We start from the raw sequence: 17,007 nt of genomic DNA on the forward strand, positions 1-17,007 counted from the left end.
AGCGAATAAAAAAAGTGGACGGTTCACGCGGGATGCGTTGCGAGATAGGGCGAATTGGCGATCGACCATCGCGGCATCGCTTCCATCTTGAAGATCTGCCGCAGATGGACCTCATCGGGACCATCGCCGATCCGCAACAGCCGCCCCCAGGCAAGCGCCTGGTGGATCGGTGTGTCCTCCGAGCCGCCCATGGCACCGAACACCTGCATCGCGCGATCGGCAATCCGCTGCAGCATTGCGGGCACCGCGAGCTTGATCAACGACACATCGCGCCATGCACCGTGATGGCCGGCCTGGTCGAGCCGCCAGGCGCAGCGGTAGCAGAGCAGCCGCGCCTGCTCGAGTTCGACGCGGGATTCGGCGATCCAGCGCTGCACGGTGTCATATTGAATGACCGGGCGGCCAAAGGCCGAACGCTCGGAAGCCCGCACCATCATTAGCTCGATCAAGAGTTCGCACAACCCGATCGAGCGCATGCAATGGTGAATGCGCGCAGGCCCCAGTCGGATCTGAGCGACCTTGAAGCCCTCGCCTTCAGCGCCAAGCAGATTCTCGCGGGGCACGCGGACATTGTCGAAAATGAGTTCGCCGATCGGCGCGACATGGTCCTCGCAGCCCATCCAGCGCAGCCTCCGCACCAGACGCACGCCGGGCGCATCCATCGGCACGATGACGCAGGAATGCCGCCGCGTGCGCTCCGCCCCTCCATCGGTGACGCCAACCACGATAAGGAAGCTGCACTGCGGATGCGCGGCGCCGGTGATAAACCATTTGCGCCCGCTGATGACGTAGTCGCTACCGTCGCGGACGATCCGCGTGGCGATATTGGTCGCGTCGGATGAGGCGACATCCGGCTCCGTCATGCCGAACGCCGAACGGGTCTCGGCGTTGAGCAGTGGATTGAGAAAGCGCTGCTTCTGCGCGGGTGTCGCGCAATTCTGCAGCGCGATCATGTTGGGAACGTCGGGCGCTTGGCAGTTAAAGACTTCCGGCGCCCAGAACAGCCGGCCCATGATTTCGGCAAGCGGCGCATAGTCGAGGTTGGAGAGCCGCGTGCCCGGCTCATCGGAGGCGAGTTCAGGGAGAGCGAGATTCCACAGGCCCCTCGCGCGCGCCTTCGCCTGCAGTTCGGTGACGAAAGGCGCACTCCCGCGTTCGACCGCGACATGGTCGAGCCAGGCGCGGTGACGGGGCAGCACCTCGGAATCGAAGAACGCCTGCAGCTTCCTGCGCCAGGCTTCGGAACGCGCCGACGGCTCGAAATCCATGTTTCCTCCCTCAAGGAGGGCCATCTAACCGAATATTGATACACATTGCAAACTCTGTTTCGATATATTGACATTTTGGCATTTCTAGCCTGATATTTATCGTATGGCTGCAGGTTCCCTCCAAAACCCAACCACTGCCCGGACCGTTGCCGACGATCCGTCCTTCGCAACGACGCTGGCGCATGGGCTGGACATTCTGGCTGCGTTCCAAACGGCAGGCAGCGAGCTGTCGAATGCCGATCTCGCAACTCGTACCGGCCTGTCACGCCCGACGGTGTCGCGACTGACATACACTCTGGCGCAACTCGGTTATCTCAAGCGCGACGCGAAGGGACGCTTTCAGCTCGGGCTCGGGGTGCTGGCGATGGCCTATCCGCTGCTCTCGGCCATCAAGGTGCGGCAGACGGCGCGTCCCCTGATGCGCGATTTTGCCGCCTATGCCGGGGGCACTGTTTCGATCGCGATGCCGTTCGGCCTCGACTTCATCTATATCGAAACGCTGCGCACCACCGATGCCGTTCCACATGTGCCAGATGTCGGCTTCTCCAGCTCGCTGGCGCCGACCGCGGTCGGACGCGCGCTGCTCTCGCTCTTCACCAGCGATGAACTCGACGCCTATGTGAAGCGCGTCAGAGCTGAGCGGCCGCAGGAGGCCGATTATGTCGAGAAACGGACGCTTCCCGATATCGCGCTTTGCAGGGAGCGTGGCTTTGCCATTTCGCTCGGCGAATGGCGCCGCGAAATCTTTGGCGTTGCCGCGCCGCTGTATCGAACACCGGCGGGCGATTGCCTGTCCGTCAATTGCGGCATTCCCTCGTTTCGCTTCAGCGCCGAGCAGATCGAGCGCGAATGCGCACCGCGCATCCTGGGGCTCGCCCGCAGCATCCGCTCGCTGGTGGCAAACGACGAACGAATTCCGGTCTAAGGCGCGATGAGATTTGGTTGAATCGTCATCGCGCTTCAGGTCTCTGATTGAGCATGATCTTTTCGGAAAACCGCTACACACTTTTCCGGATCATGCTTTAGCCTTTCATGGCGCGACTGAACAAGAGCCGCATCGCGCGAACGACGCGGCCCTGAAATGGGGGGAGTAAAGGATGAGCTGCAGCAAAGCCGTCCTTGCGTTGAGCGCTGCGCTGGCCTGGATTGCCGCCGCGACGCCGGTGCGGGCGCAGAGCGATTACCCGAGCCGGCCGATCCACATCATCGTCCCTTACCCCGCCGGCGGCATTGTCGACATCGTGGCACGGGCGGTGACCGAGCAGGTCGGACGCGATCTCAAGCAATCCATCGTGGTGGAGGACCGGCCAGGCGCCAACAGCAATGTCGGCACGGCGGCGGTCGCGCGCAGCGACGGCGATGGCTACACCTGGCTCGTGACCGGGCCCGCCGTCCTGGCCAATCCCACCCTTTACAAGGACGCCGGCTGGGACATCAAAAATTTCAGATGCGTTGGTCTCGCGGTCTGGAATCAGAGCGTTGCGCTGGTGCCGCCGACACTGCCGGTGAAGACACTGGGCGATTTCGTCGAGCTTGCGCGCTCCGAGCCCGGCCAGTTCAATTTTGGCAATCCCGGCACTGGCTCCTCGATCGATCTCTCCGCACAGAAATTCTTCCGGGTCGCCGACATCAAGCTGACCAATGTCGGCTACAAGGGCCAGCCACAGGCCCTGATCGACCTGATGACCGGCCTGATGCATTTCGAGATAACCTCGATGGCGTTGGCGCTGCCGCACATCAAGGAAGGCACGGTGAAGCCGCTTGCGGTGTTCACCGAAAAGCGCGTGGCCGAGCTGCCGGATGTCCCGACCATCGCAGAGGCCGGATTTCCGGAAGCCGCCTACGTGCCCTGGTACGGCATCTACGTGCCAGCCACGACATCAGATGCACTGACGGCCAAAATCCACGCCGCGATCAACAAGGCGCTGGAAAATCCCGAGGTGCAGCGCCAGCTCTCCATCGCCGACATCCCGGGAAAGCCGATGTCGCTGGATGAGCTGGCGGCCCTTATGAACGGCGACTACGAGAAATTGACCGCCGTGATCAGGGCATCGGGGATCGAACCGCAATAGGCGGCCTGCACGCGACGGATCATTTCTTCACCCTGCTCGCGTCCATCTTGATCGATGAATCCAGCATTTTCGTCGTGAACGCCGTCCGCACGTCGAACGGCTTCTCCATGCCGAGATAAGTCTGCACCAGCTCGTAGTCCTGCTTCATGCGCTCGCCGTCGATCCAGCCGAGCGCCCTGGTGGTGGTGAACTCATCCGTCATGAGATATTTGATGCGCTCCCACTGCCGCTGCTGGTTCTCTCTGTCGAGCCCGGATACCTGGTCGAGCAGCGCCTGCAGGCAGGGCGCGACGTCGGCCACGCAGGCTGCATAGGCCTTCTGGGTGATCTGGACGAAATCGGCAACGAGTTTCGGGTTCTTTTCGAGAAAAGCACCGTTGACGATCAGCGAGTTGCCGTAAGGGTTGAGCCCGATATCCTTCCAGTTCACGTAACCGAGGTCGGCGCCGAATTCGATCACCTTGAGATCATGCTCGTTGTAGAAATCGGAGATGATGTCGACGGTGTGGCTCTTCAGCGCGGCAATCTTGGCGGTCGGCCCGACATTGACGAAATTGACCGAATCGGGCGCGATCCCCGCCGCCTTGGCGAAGGCCGGCCACATCACGCGCGAGGCATCGCCGGGCGGATTGCCGATCTTGTGGCCGGGAAAGTCCTTCGGACCGTTCACGCCATAGCTTTTCAGCCAATAAAAGGTCTGTCCGGTATTGGCGTAGATGCTCATCAGCGCCACCACGTCCGCGCCCTTGCTGCGCGCAACCAGTGCGGTCGCAAGGTCCGCGACCCCGAACGGCGCCCCGCCGGAGCCGACCTTCAGCGCGGAGACGCCCGAGCCCTTGCCGGTCTCGATGGTGAGATCAATGCCGGCCTTTTCGTACCAGCCCTGCGCCTTGGCGTAGTAGAATGGCGAATGATCCGCCGTCGGAGTCCAGTTCAGGGTGAGATTGACGGCCTCGCCGGCGCGCGAAGGCGCCGCGGGCGCAAGAAGGGCAAGCGCAAGCCCGGCGATCTTCAGGCACTTCATGGCGACGCTCCTTTTCCGCTAACCGCCCTTGTCGACCGTTGTCCTCAACGCTACCAATGCAACAAGGGACTCCTGTGATTGTCAACTGGCTGGTTGGAAATGCTCAAACGAAGCTCGAATGGCGGGACGGTGCAGCGGCGCAATCCGGAAGCAACGCGGCGAAAACTCCTGGTCGCAGCCCGGCACGAATTCGCCGCAAGCGGACTTGCGGGGGCCCGGGTCGACGAGATCGCAGCGCGCGCCGGCGTCAACAAGCAGCTGGTCTACCATTATTTCGGCGACAAGGACGCGATCTATCTCGCAGTGCTCGAATGGGTCTATGAGGAGATTCGCGAGCAGGAGCGCAAGCTGAACCTCGAAGGCCTGCCGCCCGAGGCCGCCATTCGAAAGCTGATCGAGGCCTCGTTCGACCACCTCGCCGCCCATCCCGACTTCATCGTGCTGCTCAACGACGAGAACCGCGGCGGCGCCCGTCATGTCCGCGGCTCGAAACGGCTGGAGGCGATGCATTCCCCCCTGGTCAGCATGGTCTCGAAGATCCTCAAGCAGGGCGTACAGAACGGTGCCTTCCGCCGCGGCATCGATCCGGTACAGCTCTATATTTCGATCGCTGCCTTAAGCTATTTCTTCTTCTCCAACACACCGACGCTGTCGGCAATCTTCGGCAAGGACTTGCGCAGTCCGGCCGCCCAGCGTGCCCGCCGCAAGCATGTGGTCGACCTTGTGATGCAGTCGTTGCGACCATAATCAACCAGATGGTTGAAACGAGGGAAGGACCGCGATAGGTTGAAGGAAGCGCAGCCCGCGGACGGGCGCGACGGAACATCGAGGGAGCACCCATTGCGACCGACCGGCGGCCATTCCGCGCGATCCATCGCGATCATCCTGGTCGTGCACCTCACCGTGCTCGTGCTCTGGCAGGTCATGGTCGATGCGTTCCATGTACCGAAGTTCATCCTGCCCTCGCCGCTCGCGGCTCTCAGCACACTGGCGTCTGCCAAATATGCCTGGGTTTCCAACCTCGCGGTCACGGGAGTCGAGATCCTCGGCGGCTTTGCGCTCGGCGCCTTTGTCGGCGTGGCGCTGGCGGTCATCTTCAGCTGGGCGCCGCTGGTCAGCCTTGCGCTATTGCCGTTGTTCGTCACCCTCAACATGATCCCGAAGGTCGCGCTCGGCCCGCTCGTGATCGTCTGGTTCTCCTACGGGATCGTTCCGAACATCCTGATCGCCTTCTCGATCTGCTTCTTCCCGATCCTCTTGACGACGGCGCGTGGACTGAACGAGGTCGAGCCCGATCTGCTCGATCTCGTCAAATCGCTGCGCGGCTCGCGCTGGGTGCTGTTCCGCAAGATCCAGCTACCCGGCTCGCTGCCTTATGTCTTTTCCGGCATGAAGGTCGGCGCCATCCTCGCGGTTGCGGGAGCCATCGTCGGCGAGTTCATCGCCTCCGACCGTGGGCTCGGCTATCTTATGATCCAGGTGCAATCCTCCCTCGATACGCCGGCCATGGTGATGGCGGTGGCGCTGCTGACCCTGCTCGGGGTCGCGCTTTACGGCCTGGTGCTCGGACTCGAACGCCTGTTCGTGGTGCGCGACGTGAGGCTGCAACGCTAAGGAATGGATTGAACATGCTGCTCTCACGCGAGTCGCTACCGACAACGATCGCCGACATAGCGGCCCTCGACGAGTTACTATGCCGGCCAAGCCAGGCGCTGATCGACGACCTCAAGAAGGTCGATGGGGACATCATGGTGCTCGGCGTCGCCGGCAAGATGGGTCCGACGCTCGCCGGACTCGCCAAGGCTGCAGCGCCCGAGCGGCGTGTCACCGGGGTTGCCCGATTCAGCGACACCGGCGTGAAGGACTGGCTGCATGCGCGCGGCGTCGAGACCATCAATTGCGACCTGCTGAACGAGGCCGCGGTTAGCGCATTGCCGAAGGCGCCCAACATCATCTTCATGGCCGGCCGTAAATTCGGCGCCGAGGGTGATCTCGCGCTGACCTGGGCGATGAACGCCCATGTGCCGGCCATCGTGGCGCAGGCCTTTCGCCAGTCGCGGATCGTGGCCTTCTCGACCGGCTGCGTCTATCCTTTCGTCCCGGTGGACGGCAAAGGCTCAGACGAGAGCATGGCGCCCAATCCGCCCGGGGAATATGCGCAATCCTGCGTCGGGCGCGAGCGCATGTTCGAATATTTCTCGAAAACGTGTGCCACGCCGGGCCGGCTGTTTCGGCTGAACTACGCCATCGATATGCGCTATGGCGTGCTCTACGACATCGCGAGCAAGGTCTGGCAGGGACAGCCGATCGACGTCAGCCTCGGCCATGTCAATTTCATCTGGCAGGGCGATGCCTCATCGCAGGCGCTGCGCTGCCTCGCGCATTGCGAGACGCCGACCAGCCCGATCAATGTCAGCGGCCACGAGATTTGCGCCGTGCGCGATCTCGCCGCCCAATTCGGAGCGCGGCTCGGCCGCGAACCCGTTATCGTCGGCCAGGAGCAGCCGACCGCCTGGCTCACCGACACGTCGCAGGCGGTAGAGCTATTCGGCCTGCCGCTTGTCGATACCGCGCGGCTGATCGCCTGGACCGCCGACTGGGTCGCCCGCGCCATGCCGAACCTGGGCAAGCCGACGAAATACGAGGTGCGCGATGGTCGCTATTGAGAAGGAGCTTCCGCTGCTCCAACTCGACGTGCGCGATGCCGCAGCCGGCCTTGAATTGTCGCGCGGGGCGAAATGGAACCAGAACGAAGCGGACTGGCGGTTCTTTCTCGCCAAGGGCACGGTCTATGGCATGCGCGATTCCGCCTCGGAGCTGATCGCGACCGCGGCACTCCTGCCCTACACCAAACGCGAGGCGTGGATCAGCATGGTGCTGGTCACGGAGAGCTGGCGCAGGCGAGGACTCGCGACGAGGCTGGTCGATGCCTGCCTTGATTCGGCGATGCGGCTTGGCCTCACCACCTGGCTCGATGCAACGCCGGCCGGCGCGGCCGTCTACGGCCCGCTCGGTTTTGCCCCGACGATTCAGCTGCGGCGACTGCGCCTCGAGCGCGGCACCTCGGCAGGTCCAGGCAACGAGCTCGCGCCGGGCAAGCTCGGCGATTTCATCACCTGCGACATCGACGCCATGGGCTTCGACCGCCGCGATCTGATCAGCGAACTCTGCGGCCGGCCTGGGTCGCGACTGCTCTCGACCAATGAGGCGACGGCCCTGGTGCGTGATGGCCGCACCGCGCGCCAGATCGGACCGGTCTTTGCGGCCAGTCCGGAGAGCGCACTCGCGCTGGTTGCCGAGATCGTCGCAGGCGAACCCGGCGCGCATCTGATCGATGCGGTTGCTGACCATGCTACCTTCCTCGACGGCTTGATGCGGGCGGGCTGGACCATCGAGCGGCCGTTCCAGCGGATGCGCTTCGGTCGCACGGCTGTGCAACCCGGCGAGCCTCCGTTCGCCGTCGCCGGCCCCGAATTTGGATAGGACAGCGCCATGCACCACAGCCAAATGCCACCCGAGGTGCGACGCCTGATTTCCGAAGGCACCGTGCTGCCCGCGCATCCGCTCGCCCTCGATGCCAACCGCAAGCTCGACCACGTGCATCAGCGCGCACTGACGCGTTATTACATCGATGCCGGAGCCGGCGGGCTCGCGGTCGGCGTGCACACCACGCAATTCGCGATCCGCGACGTTGCCCTCTATCGCCCCGTGCTGGAGCTCGCGGCCGAGACTGCATCGAGCTGGACCAAGCGGCCGCTGGCGCTCATCGCGGGCCTTGCCGGGCCGACGCGACAGGCGGTGAGCGAAGCGAACACCGCGCAGAGCATCGGCTACCACGCCGGGCTGCTCAGCCTCGCCGCGATGAAGTCGGCCTCCGAAGACGAGATCATCGCGCATTGCGAGACGATCGCGCGCGAAATCCCGCTGGTCGGCTTCTATCTGCAGCCGGCTGTCGGCGGCGTGATCCTGAGCGCCAATTTCTGGCGGCGCTTTGCCATGCTCGACAACGTCATCGCCATCAAGATTGCGCCGTTCAACCGCTATCGCACCCTCGACGTGCTGCGCGGCGTTCATGCGGCCGGCGCGCTCGACCGGATCGCGCTCTATACCGGCAATGACGACCACATCCTGCTCGATCTCACTCTCCCATTTGACCTGCGTGAAGAAGGCATCACCACCCGCACCTACTTCAAGGGCGGCCTGCTCGGCCATTGGTCGGTCTGGACGAAGAGCGCCATCCAGCAATTCGAGCGCTGCAAGGCCGCGCGCCACAAGGATATGGTCCCAGCCGATCTCCTGGCGCTCGATGCGCGTGTCACCGACTGCAACAGCGCCTTCTTCGACGTCGCGAACAATTTCCATGGCTGCATCGCCGGCTGTCACGAGGTGCTGCGCCGGCAGGGTCTGATGCAGGGCATCTGGTGCCTCGACCCGAACGAGGGCTTGAGCCCCGGCCAGATCGAGGAGATCGACCGCGTCTGCAACGAGCATGCCGATCTCTCGGATGATGATTTCGTCGCGGCGCATTTGCAGAAATGGCTGGCATGAGCTCGCCCGAGCCTTTCGTCAGCCTGCGCAATGTCCGCAAGGTCTATCGCTCCGGCGGGACCGAATTCCTCGCGGTATCCGACGTCACCATGGATGTGCAGGAAGGCGAGCTGGTCTCGCTTGTCGGCCCCTCCGGTTGCGGCAAGACGACGGTGTTGAAGATACTCGCCGGACTTCATGAGGCCGACGGCGGCAGCGTCAGAATAGGCAATAGTCAGACACGGTTCGATCCTGCCCGCGACATCGGCATGGTGTTCCAGCAGGCACTGCTGTTGAAATGGCGCACCATTCTCGACAATGTGCTGCTGCCGGCGGAGATCATTGGCCTGCCGATGAAGGCCGCACGGGCGCGGGCGCGCGATCTGCTCAAGCTCGTTGACCTCGCCGGTTACGAGGACAAATATCCGCAGCAATTGTCCGGTGGCATGCAGCAGCGCGTCGCGATCGCGCGTGCCTTCATTCACGATCCCAAGCTGATCCTGATGGACGAGCCGTTCGGCGCACTGGATGCGCTGACCCGCGAGCAGATGAATCTGGAGATGTTGCGGATCTGGCGCGAGAGTGGCAAGACCATCATCTTCGTCACCCACTCGATCCAGGAAGCGGTGTTCCTCGCCTCGCACTGCGCCGTGCTCACCGCAGGGCCGGCGCGCATGGCCGAATATTTTCCGATTGAGCTGCCGTTTCCGCGCGCGTTGCCGATCAAGACCACGGACGAGTTCGGCGCTTATGCGCGGCGGATTTATGTAAAGTTGGGACTGGGCGCGGGGACCTGATCAGCTTGCCGAGGCCCCCGACCGCAGCAAGTCCGTGATCGCCTGCCCGGTGGCGGTCGTCCCCAATGTGCCGCCAACATCGCGCGTCACCCGCCCCTCCCGCATCGCAGCCGCAACCGCGTCCTCGATCCCATGCGCGGCTGCTTCAAACCGCGGGGCACCGATGCGTTCGGCGTTCCAGGCGAGCAATAAGGCCATGGACAGGATCAGCGAGATCGGGTTGGCGATGTCCTTACCTGCGATATCCGGCGCCGAGCCGTGCGCTGCCTGTGCCATCGCGTATTTCGCGCCGACATTGAGCGATCCCCCGAGCCCGAGGCTCCCGGAGAGCTCCGCGGTGAGATCGGAGAGGATGTCGCCGAACATGTTGGTGGCCACGATGACGTCGAATCGCTCCGGCTGGCGCACCACATGCGCCATCATGGCATCGACCAGGACGTCGTCGACGGCAAGTCCCGGATAGCCGCGCGCTGCCTCGCGGCAGACATCGAGAAACATGCCGTCGCCGATCTTGAGCACATTGGCCTTGTGCACGATGGTGAGGCGCTTGCGCCGCTTCATCGCGAGCCTGCAGGCCGCATGCGCAATGCGCTCGCAGCAGAGCCGCGTGATCCGCCGCAGCGAGACGACCACGTCGGGCGTGACCAGAAGCTCCGCATTGCCCTGCTCCATGTTGCGGTCCGCATAGAAGCCTTCCGTGTTCTCCCGCACCACCACCAGATCAAAGGTGCCGAACCGCGCCGGCCGTCCTGGATAGGTGCGCGCCGGTCGGATATTGGCGAACAGATCGAGGTTCTTGCGGAAATAGCGCGACGGATTGATCTCGCCGCGCGCCTCGTCCTTGAAGTCGAAAGTCGCGGTCGGCCCCAGAATCAGGCCATCAGCGGCGCGCACCGTCTCGATCAGATCGGGCCGCACGGTGGTGCCGAACATCTCGAGACTCGCATGACCAACCGCATGCTCCTCGAGCGTCACGCCGAGTTGAAAGCGTTCGGAGGCCGCCCGCAGCACGGCGAGCGTGGCGGCCGCGATCTCCGGCCCGATCCCGTCGCCGGGCAGAACAACGATGCGCATGATGATTTCCTGGCAGTTCGACGGCCTAATCGTACGACGCGGAGCCGGTGTCGCGATAGGCCCACAGGGCTTCCGACGGCAGCGTGACAGGGGCCTCTGCGCCGACTGCATGGCGGGCGGCGGTGCCGAGCTCGAGCACTTCGAGCCGGTGACCGAACAGCTCGATGTCGTAGACGGTCTGCGTTCCCTGGTAGCGGCGGTCGGTCACTTTGGCCGTGAACGCATTGGTGCCGTCCTGCCGGCCGATCGCGATATTCTCCGGCCGGAGCGCGATTCGCACCTTTTCGCCGGCACGCAGTTGTTGCAGCAGGGCGACCTCGGCAAGGCGACCCTCGCCGAATTCAATCGTGCCGAACCTGCCGTTGCGCGCGACCAGCGTACCGACGAGCTCGTTGGTGGCGCCGGTGAAATTGGCGACGAAGAGATCGGCCGGCCGGTTGTAGATCTCGTCGGGCGTGCCGATCTGCAGCAGCTTGCCGTTTCGCATCACGCCGATGCGGTCGCCGAGAACGACGGCCTCGGCCTGGTCATGGGTGACGTAGAGCGCGGTCATGCCGGTCTGCTTCAGGATCAGGCGAAGATCATCCCGGAGCCGCAGGCGCAATTTGGCATCGAGATTCGACAGCGGCTCGTCGAGCAGCAGCAACTGCGGCCGGTAGACGATGCTGCGGGCCAGCGCGACGCGCTGCATCTGCCCGCCCGATAGCGCGACCACCGGCCGCTCGGCATAGTCGGAGAGGCCAACAAGCCTCAAGACCTCGTCGACCCTGCGATTGGCATCGTCGCGACCGACCTTGCGGTGTTTCAACGGATAGACCACGTTCTGCCGCACCGTCATATGCGGCCACACCGCATAGGACTGAAACACCATACCGAGGTCGCGCGAGCGCGGCGGCACCAATACGCCCCGCGCCGGAGAAGAGACGACCTTGCCGCCGATCGCAATTTCGCCGTCCGTCGGGTGCTCGAGCCCGGCAACGCAGCGCAGCGTCGTGGTCTTGCCGCAGCCGGAGGGCCCGAGCAGGACGACGATCTCGCCGGCCGGCACGGCAAAACTGACGCCATCGATCGCGGGGCGGCCGATCGCGAACTGCTTGTGCAGTTCGGTGACCTCGAGCGTCGCCGTCATCGCTTCTGCTCCACGCGCATCACTGCCGGTAACCGTAGGTCTTGTCCCAATCGGCGACCCAGGCGGCATGCAGCTTCACATATTGATCGAAGTTCGGATACCAGACCTTGACCAGCTTCGGATCAAAGCCCTCCGGATAGACCGGAGGCACCTTCAGCGACGTCAAATTGCCGAGCTCCTTGATCATGAAGGTCTGCCCCTCCTTGGAGAGACACCAGTTCAGGAACAGCTTTGCGGCATTGGGATGCGCGGCGGTCTTTGGTATGCCACTGGCGTAAGGATTCACCGGCGCGCCCTCGGGCGCAAAGAAGATCTGGATCGGTGCGCCTTCCTTCTGCTTGGGATAAATCGCGTTGTAGAGCAGCGGTGCAATCGCGACCTCCCCGCGCACCAACGCATCCGATGTCGGCGCACCTGAGGGATAGAGGATCGGGTGGGTTGCGGCCTGCCTGGTCCAATAGTCCTCGCCGAGCACCTGGCGCTCGAACATGATGCGGGTCCAGGTGGTGCCGCCGGATTCCGCAAACACCTGGCCGATCAGCTTGTCGTATTGCGGCTTGGTGAGATCCATCCAGTTCTTGGGCGGATCCTTCACGAGCTCTGTGTTATACGCAATGGACCAGACCAGCGTGGCGCGCGGCCAGAGCTTTGGCGATATCTGCGCGTCCGGATTGTAGTCGGCCGCATTCGGCGGCGCATAATCCTGGAACAGGTCGGTAAGCTCGGCCATCAGTGCGCGGTCGGAGTGATCGACCACGTCGGCAATCAGCTTGCCCGCCGCGGCCTCGGTCCTGACGCGGGTGATCAGCTGGCCGCCCGGCGCCCGCACCATCTCGACCTTGATCTCAGGAAAGCGCTTGTTGAAAGCCTTGATCACCTGCTGCTCGACTTCGGCAAAATTGGCAGTGTAGAAGACGAGCTTGCCTTCGGCCTTGGCGGCCGCGATCAATTCGGGCGAACCAAAATTCTCATCCGCGCGCGCTGGCACGCTGGCGAGCGTGATGCCGAGCCCGACGATGCCGGCCCATCCGGCAAGGCGTGCAACCCTTTCCTTCATTTCGCTCCTCCCTCTTTCCTTGTTCTTTGGCTTTACTTTATTCGTTGCGCGACCGTACCCTGTGAAGCCCCGCGCGACAGCCAGTTGGCGCCGCCGATGAGAAGCCCGAGCAGCACTGTCTGCACCAGGCTGAAGGCTGCGGTTTTTCCGATATTGCCGCCCTCGTAATAATCGAGCAGCAGCACGCTCATCACCATGGTGTCGCTGGTGTAGAGAAACAGCGAAGAGCCAAGCTCGCGGATCGCGAGCACGAACAACAGCGTCATCGAGGCGATTACGCCGGGTCGCGCCAGGGGCAGTACAACGGTCGCGATGGTGCCGAGCGTTCCCCTGCCGCAGACCCAGGCGGCCTCCTCGAGTTCGCGATGGATCTGCAGGAACGAGGTCGACAGCGATTTCACCGTATCCGGCATGAAGCGCGCGATGAAGGCGAGCGCCAGGATCCAGATCGTGCCATAGAGCCCCCCGGGAACGCCGATCCAGGCCCACAAATAGGCAACACCGACCACAAGCCCGGGGATCGCGACCGGTAGCGTCGAGATCAGGTCGAGGCTGCGGCGGCCCGGGACACGGGTGCGATGGATGGTGTAGCCGATCGCAAACGCAAGCGCACCGCCAGCGATGGCGGTGATGATGCCGACCTCGACGGCGTTATAGATCGATTTGAGGGTCAGCGGATTGTCGAAGATGCTGTTGAAGTGCATCAGCGAGTACTGCCGTGTGTCGAACAGGCTCGCGACATCGCGGATGAACATGAATTTGCGGAAGGCCGCGACCGTCAGCGCCAGCATCGGGAGCACCACGACGACCACGAGATAGAGCAGTCCGAGCCCGAAGGTCAGCCAGCGCCACGTCCCGAGATCGAGGCTGCGGGGCCGGAACGCCTTGCCGGCGACGGTCGTGAAGCTCTTGCCGCTCAACACCCGCTGCTGCAGATAGACGAGCAGGCCGGTGACCAGCATCAGGACGATCGCCACGGCCGCGGCGGTGTTGTAGAGCGGCGGCGACCAGTTGGTGAGCTTGAAGATATAGGTCGTCAGTACGTTGATGTTTGCGGGAGCGCCCAGCACCGCCGGCACGCCGTAGATGCCGAGCATGACGATAAAGGAGAGCAGCATGCCGGAGACGATCGCCGGCATGATCAGGGGAAAGGTCACCGAGAACAGCGTCGCAACCGCGCTCGCGCCGGAAATCTCGGCGGCCTCCTCCAGGCTCGGGTCCATGTTGCGCAAGGCAGATGCGGTAAACATGTAGACATAGGGCGCGTAGTATATGCCAAACACAAAAATGAGCCCGGACATCGAGTAGAGATCGACATGCCAATCGAGCCCGGCCCATTTGAAGACAGTGTTGATCAGGCCGGTCTTGGGTGAGCCCAGAATCGACCAGGCGACCCCCGCCACCAGCGGCGGGGCAAACAGCGGCAGGATGCTGGTTGCGGCGATGAAGCCCTTGAACGGCGTATTGGTGCGGACCACGATCCAGGAGAACAGAAGCCCGATCGCGACCGCGATCACCGTGCCGCCGCCGCAGACGATCAGCGTGTTCGAGAGCGCCTCTGCAACATTGGGGTTGGCGAGCACGCTGAGGAAATTGGCAATCGAGAGGTGCTTCAGGCTGAGGCCGTCAACCACAGGATTGGTGTCGGTGAGCGCGCCGAGCAGGAGCGTCAGCACGGGGTAGATCACCAGGAATGCGAGGATGGCGAGCAGCAATGCGACCCACAGGCAGGCAGCCGCCCCGCTCCGGCGCTTCGTTTCAATGCCCAGACCTTCGGCCTCGATGCGCCGGATTACCTGTTCCTGCAAAGCGCGTTTTCCCCCGGAGCCGGGCCTGATTTATTCTTGGGACACCCGTTTCACGGAAGCCTAGTCTATCGCTCCCCCTGCCGAAAGTATCCGAAAGTCGGCCGGAACATTTTGGCGCGTCCCGATCGCATGGGCCTCATGCATCGATACGGCTGTGGTGCGGCGCACGGTCGTACTAGATGATTGCGGCCAACCTCGCATTTGCCGTCGGCCGCGGAGAATCTTTCTCAGAATGTTCGTCGATCGAAACGCCGCCAAGGCCCCCGCGACCCCGGTGACCGACGGCCTGCCGTGGGAGCGGCGGCGCTGGGCGATAGCCGCGATTTTTACCGCGCTTGCCATGGCCTCGCTGGATACGGCGATCGCCAACATCGCGCTGCCTGCGATCTCGGCAGAGCTGCATGTCAGCCCTGCCGAAGTGGTCTGGGTTGTGAACGTCTACCAGATCGCGCTGGTCGCAACGCTACTGCCGCTCGGCGCGCTGGGCGAGATCGTCGGCCATCAACGTATCTATCTCGGCGGACTGATCCTGTTCACCCTGGCTTCGCTCGGCTGCGCGCTTGCCTGGTCGCTAGACAGCCTACTGGTGGCGCGGACACTGCAGGGTCTCGGCGCCAGCGGCATCATGAGCGTGAACACCGCGCTCGTCCGCTTCGTGTATCCGAGCCGCATGCACGGCCGCGGCTTCGGCCACAATGCGCTGGTCGTGGCCACCGCCTTCACGTTCGGGCCGACGATTGCCTCCGGCATTCTGGCGGTCGGCTCCTGGCCCTGGCTGTTTGCGATCAACATTCCCTTCGGCGTCATCGCCATCCTGATCGGTATGAAGACCCTGCCGGCGACGCCGCGCAGCGCGCATAAGTTCGATTTTCCGGGCGCACTGCTGGCATCGGTGTGCCTCACCCTGTTCATTGTCGGCATCGGTAGTGCGGGGCATCAGACCTCGCCTGTGGTGGTCGTGGCGGAGCTTGCGGCGGCGTTGTTGCTCGGCTTTGTCCTAACGCAGCGCCATGCCGACCATCCGGCGCCGATGCTGCCCGTCGACCTGTTCCGGCAGCCGCTGTTTGCGCTGTCGGCCGCGACCGCGGTCTGTTCCTTCGCTGTGCAGGGACTCGCCTTCGTGTCGCTGCCCTTCTATTTCGAGGACGTTCTGCTCCGCTCGCAGGTCGAAACTGGCTTCTTCATGACGCCCTGGCCGCTGGTGGTCGCGATCATGGCGCCGATCGGCGGGCGTCTGGCCGACCGCTACTCGGCCGGCGCGCTCGGCGGCCTTGGCCTCGTCCTGTTGGGACTAGGCATGCTGTTGCTTGCGCTTCTGCCGGCGAGCCCGAGCATCCCCAATATCGTCTGGCGCACGATGATCTGCGGCGTTGGCTTCGGCCTATTCCAAACACCGAACATGAAGGCGCTGATGTCCAGCGCCCCGCCACATCGCAGCGGCAGTGCCAGCGGCATCGTGGCAACGGCCCGGCTGATCGGGCAGACCACGGGGGCGGCGCTGGCCGCCTTCTGTTTTGCGCTGGCAGGCCATAATGGCGCGACCGTCGCGCTGGCACTCGGTGCCGGCTTTGCCGCCGTTGGCAGCCTCGTGAGCTTCCTGCGCCTGACGGTCCAACCGCGGCGCAATGCCTAGTGTAAGACGCGGCTAACACCGGTCAGCTATCTTTCTTCCCGTCTCGCCCAATTTTATTCTCGCACTCGCGAGCGCAGAATATTGATTTGAACCATTCCAATTTTGGCGCACAACTCCCCCCGCGAAGCCCACTCGGTGGATTGGGCCAATCAGGGGATCTGCGATGGCAAACCTCACAATAAACGGCAAGACTTTCACGATCGACGTCGAACCGGATACGCCTCTTTTATGGGCGATCCGCGAGAATGTCGGGTTCACTGGGACGAAATATGGCTGCGGCATTGCACAATGCGGTGCCTGTACTGTGCATGTTGACGGCGTTGCGATGCGCTCCTGCGGCGTGACCGTGAGCGAAGCAACCGGCAAGCAGATCACGACCATTGAAGGCCTCGCCGCCGAGGGCACCCTCAACAAAGTGCAGCAAGCCTGGATCGACCACGACGTGCCGCAATGCGGCTATTGCCAGAGCGGCATGATCATGGCGGTCACCGCGCTTCTGAAGGACAATCCGAAGCCGACCGACCAGGACATCAACGACGCCATCACCAATATCTGCCGCTGCGGCACCTTCCAGCAGGTGCGCGAAGCGATCCACGCGATCGCGAACGCATAAGAAGG

General features: G+C 63.4%; 16 protein-coding genes. 10 read left to right on the forward strand and 6 right to left on the reverse strand.

The features are described from left to right. Nucleotides 1-23 precede the first annotated feature (23 nt). Nucleotides 24-1,268, reverse strand: coding sequence for an acyl-CoA dehydrogenase family protein (locus A3AI_RS0126760; RefSeq protein WP_024518538.1), 1,245 nt, complete (start codon nucleotides 1,266-1,268; stop codon nucleotides 24-26). A 103-nt stretch (nucleotides 1,269-1,371) separates the two neighbouring features. Here A3AI_RS0126760 and A3AI_RS0126765 point away from each other — a divergent pair, with 103 nt between their 5' ends. Both A3AI_RS0126765 and A3AI_RS0126770 read left to right on the forward strand, forming a co-directional pair. Beyond that, on the forward strand, nucleotides 1,372-2,193 hold the full coding sequence (locus A3AI_RS0126765; protein WP_024518539.1) for an IclR family transcriptional regulator: 822 nt from the start codon (nucleotides 1,372-1,374) through the stop codon (nucleotides 2,191-2,193). 172 nt (nucleotides 2,194-2,365) lie between these two features. Further along, a complete protein-coding gene (locus A3AI_RS0126770; protein ID WP_024518540.1) occupies nucleotides 2,366-3,340 on the forward strand; it encodes a Bug family tripartite tricarboxylate transporter substrate binding protein in 975 nt (324 codons plus the stop codon). A gap of 19 nt (nucleotides 3,341-3,359) precedes the next feature. On the opposite strand, the gene A3AI_RS0126775 is transcribed toward A3AI_RS0126770, so the two are convergent. Next, on the reverse strand, nucleotides 3,360-4,364 hold the full coding sequence (locus A3AI_RS0126775; protein WP_024518541.1) for an ABC transporter substrate-binding protein: 1,005 nt from the start codon (nucleotides 4,362-4,364) through the stop codon (nucleotides 3,360-3,362). Between the two features lie 99 nt (nucleotides 4,365-4,463). Here A3AI_RS0126775 and A3AI_RS0126780 point away from each other — a divergent pair, with 99 nt between their 5' ends. The 6 genes from A3AI_RS0126780 (at nucleotide 4,464) to A3AI_RS0126805 (ending at nucleotide 9,688) form a co-directional block, all read left to right on the forward strand. Further along, the gene (locus A3AI_RS0126780; RefSeq protein WP_024518542.1) at nucleotides 4,464-5,111 is read left to right on the forward strand and encodes a TetR/AcrR family transcriptional regulator; all 648 of its coding nucleotides are present in this window, start codon (nucleotides 4,464-4,466) and stop codon (nucleotides 5,109-5,111) included. Nucleotides 5,112-5,204: 93 nt separating this feature from the next. Continuing rightward, on the forward strand, nucleotides 5,205-5,978 hold the full coding sequence (locus A3AI_RS0126785) for an ABC transporter permease (protein WP_024518543.1): 774 nt from the start codon (nucleotides 5,205-5,207) through the stop codon (nucleotides 5,976-5,978). 14 nt (nucleotides 5,979-5,992) lie between these two features. Next, nucleotides 5,993-7,030, forward strand: coding sequence for an NAD-dependent epimerase/dehydratase family protein (locus A3AI_RS0126790; protein ID WP_024518544.1), 1,038 nt, complete (start codon nucleotides 5,993-5,995; stop codon nucleotides 7,028-7,030). Beyond that, entirely contained in the window at nucleotides 7,017-7,847 is an 831-nt protein-coding gene (locus tag A3AI_RS0126795; RefSeq protein ID WP_024518545.1) for a GNAT family N-acetyltransferase, read from the forward strand. Before A3AI_RS0126790 ends, A3AI_RS0126795 begins: the two co-directional genes overlap by 14 nt. Nucleotides 7,848-7,856: 9 nt before the next feature. Then, nucleotides 7,857-8,912 carry a dihydrodipicolinate synthase family protein gene (locus A3AI_RS0126800; protein ID WP_024518546.1) on the forward strand — a complete coding sequence of 352 codons (1,056 nt, stop codon included), beginning with the start codon at nucleotides 7,857-7,859 and terminating at the stop codon, nucleotides 8,910-8,912. Next, entirely contained in the window at nucleotides 8,900-9,688 is a 789-nt protein-coding gene (locus A3AI_RS0126805) for an ABC transporter ATP-binding protein (RefSeq protein WP_024518547.1), read from the forward strand. Before A3AI_RS0126800 ends, A3AI_RS0126805 begins: the two co-directional genes overlap by 13 nt. On the opposite strand, the gene A3AI_RS0126810 is transcribed toward A3AI_RS0126805, so the two are convergent. The 4 genes from A3AI_RS0126810 to A3AI_RS0126825 are packed head-to-tail and all read right to left on the reverse strand — an operon-like array spanning nucleotide 9,689 to nucleotide 14,756. Then, on the reverse strand, nucleotides 9,689-10,762 hold the full coding sequence (locus A3AI_RS0126810) for an isocitrate/isopropylmalate dehydrogenase family protein (protein WP_024518548.1): 1,074 nt from the start codon (nucleotides 10,760-10,762) through the stop codon (nucleotides 9,689-9,691). It lies immediately after the preceding gene. Between the two features lie 25 nt (nucleotides 10,763-10,787). After that, entirely contained in the window at nucleotides 10,788-11,891 is a 1,104-nt protein-coding gene (locus A3AI_RS0126815; RefSeq protein WP_024518549.1) for an ABC transporter ATP-binding protein, read from the reverse strand. 19 nt (nucleotides 11,892-11,910) lie between these two features. Continuing rightward, nucleotides 11,911-12,948 carry an ABC transporter substrate-binding protein gene (locus A3AI_RS0126820; RefSeq protein WP_024518550.1) on the reverse strand — a complete coding sequence of 346 codons (1,038 nt, stop codon included), beginning with the start codon at nucleotides 12,946-12,948 and terminating at the stop codon, nucleotides 11,911-11,913. A 32-nt stretch (nucleotides 12,949-12,980) separates the two neighbouring features. Next, a complete protein-coding gene (locus A3AI_RS0126825; protein WP_024518551.1) occupies nucleotides 12,981-14,756 on the reverse strand; it encodes an ABC transporter permease in 1,776 nt (591 codons plus the stop codon). A 232-nt stretch (nucleotides 14,757-14,988) separates the two neighbouring features. Here A3AI_RS0126825 and A3AI_RS0126830 point away from each other — a divergent pair, with 232 nt between their 5' ends. Then, nucleotides 14,989-16,389, forward strand: a complete 1,401-nt coding sequence (locus A3AI_RS0126830) for an MFS transporter (protein ID WP_024518552.1) — start codon at nucleotides 14,989-14,991, stop codon at nucleotides 16,387-16,389. 163 nt (nucleotides 16,390-16,552) lie between these two features. After that, the gene (locus tag A3AI_RS0126835; protein WP_024518553.1) at nucleotides 16,553-17,002 is read left to right on the forward strand and encodes a (2Fe-2S)-binding protein; all 450 of its coding nucleotides are present in this window, start codon (nucleotides 16,553-16,555) and stop codon (nucleotides 17,000-17,002) included. The last annotated feature ends 5 nt before the right edge of the window (nucleotides 17,003-17,007 follow it).

Source organism: Bradyrhizobium sp. Tv2a-2, from assembly GCF_000472425.1.
In the GTDB taxonomy this organism is placed as follows: Bacteria; Pseudomonadota; Alphaproteobacteria; order Rhizobiales; family Xanthobacteraceae; genus Bradyrhizobium.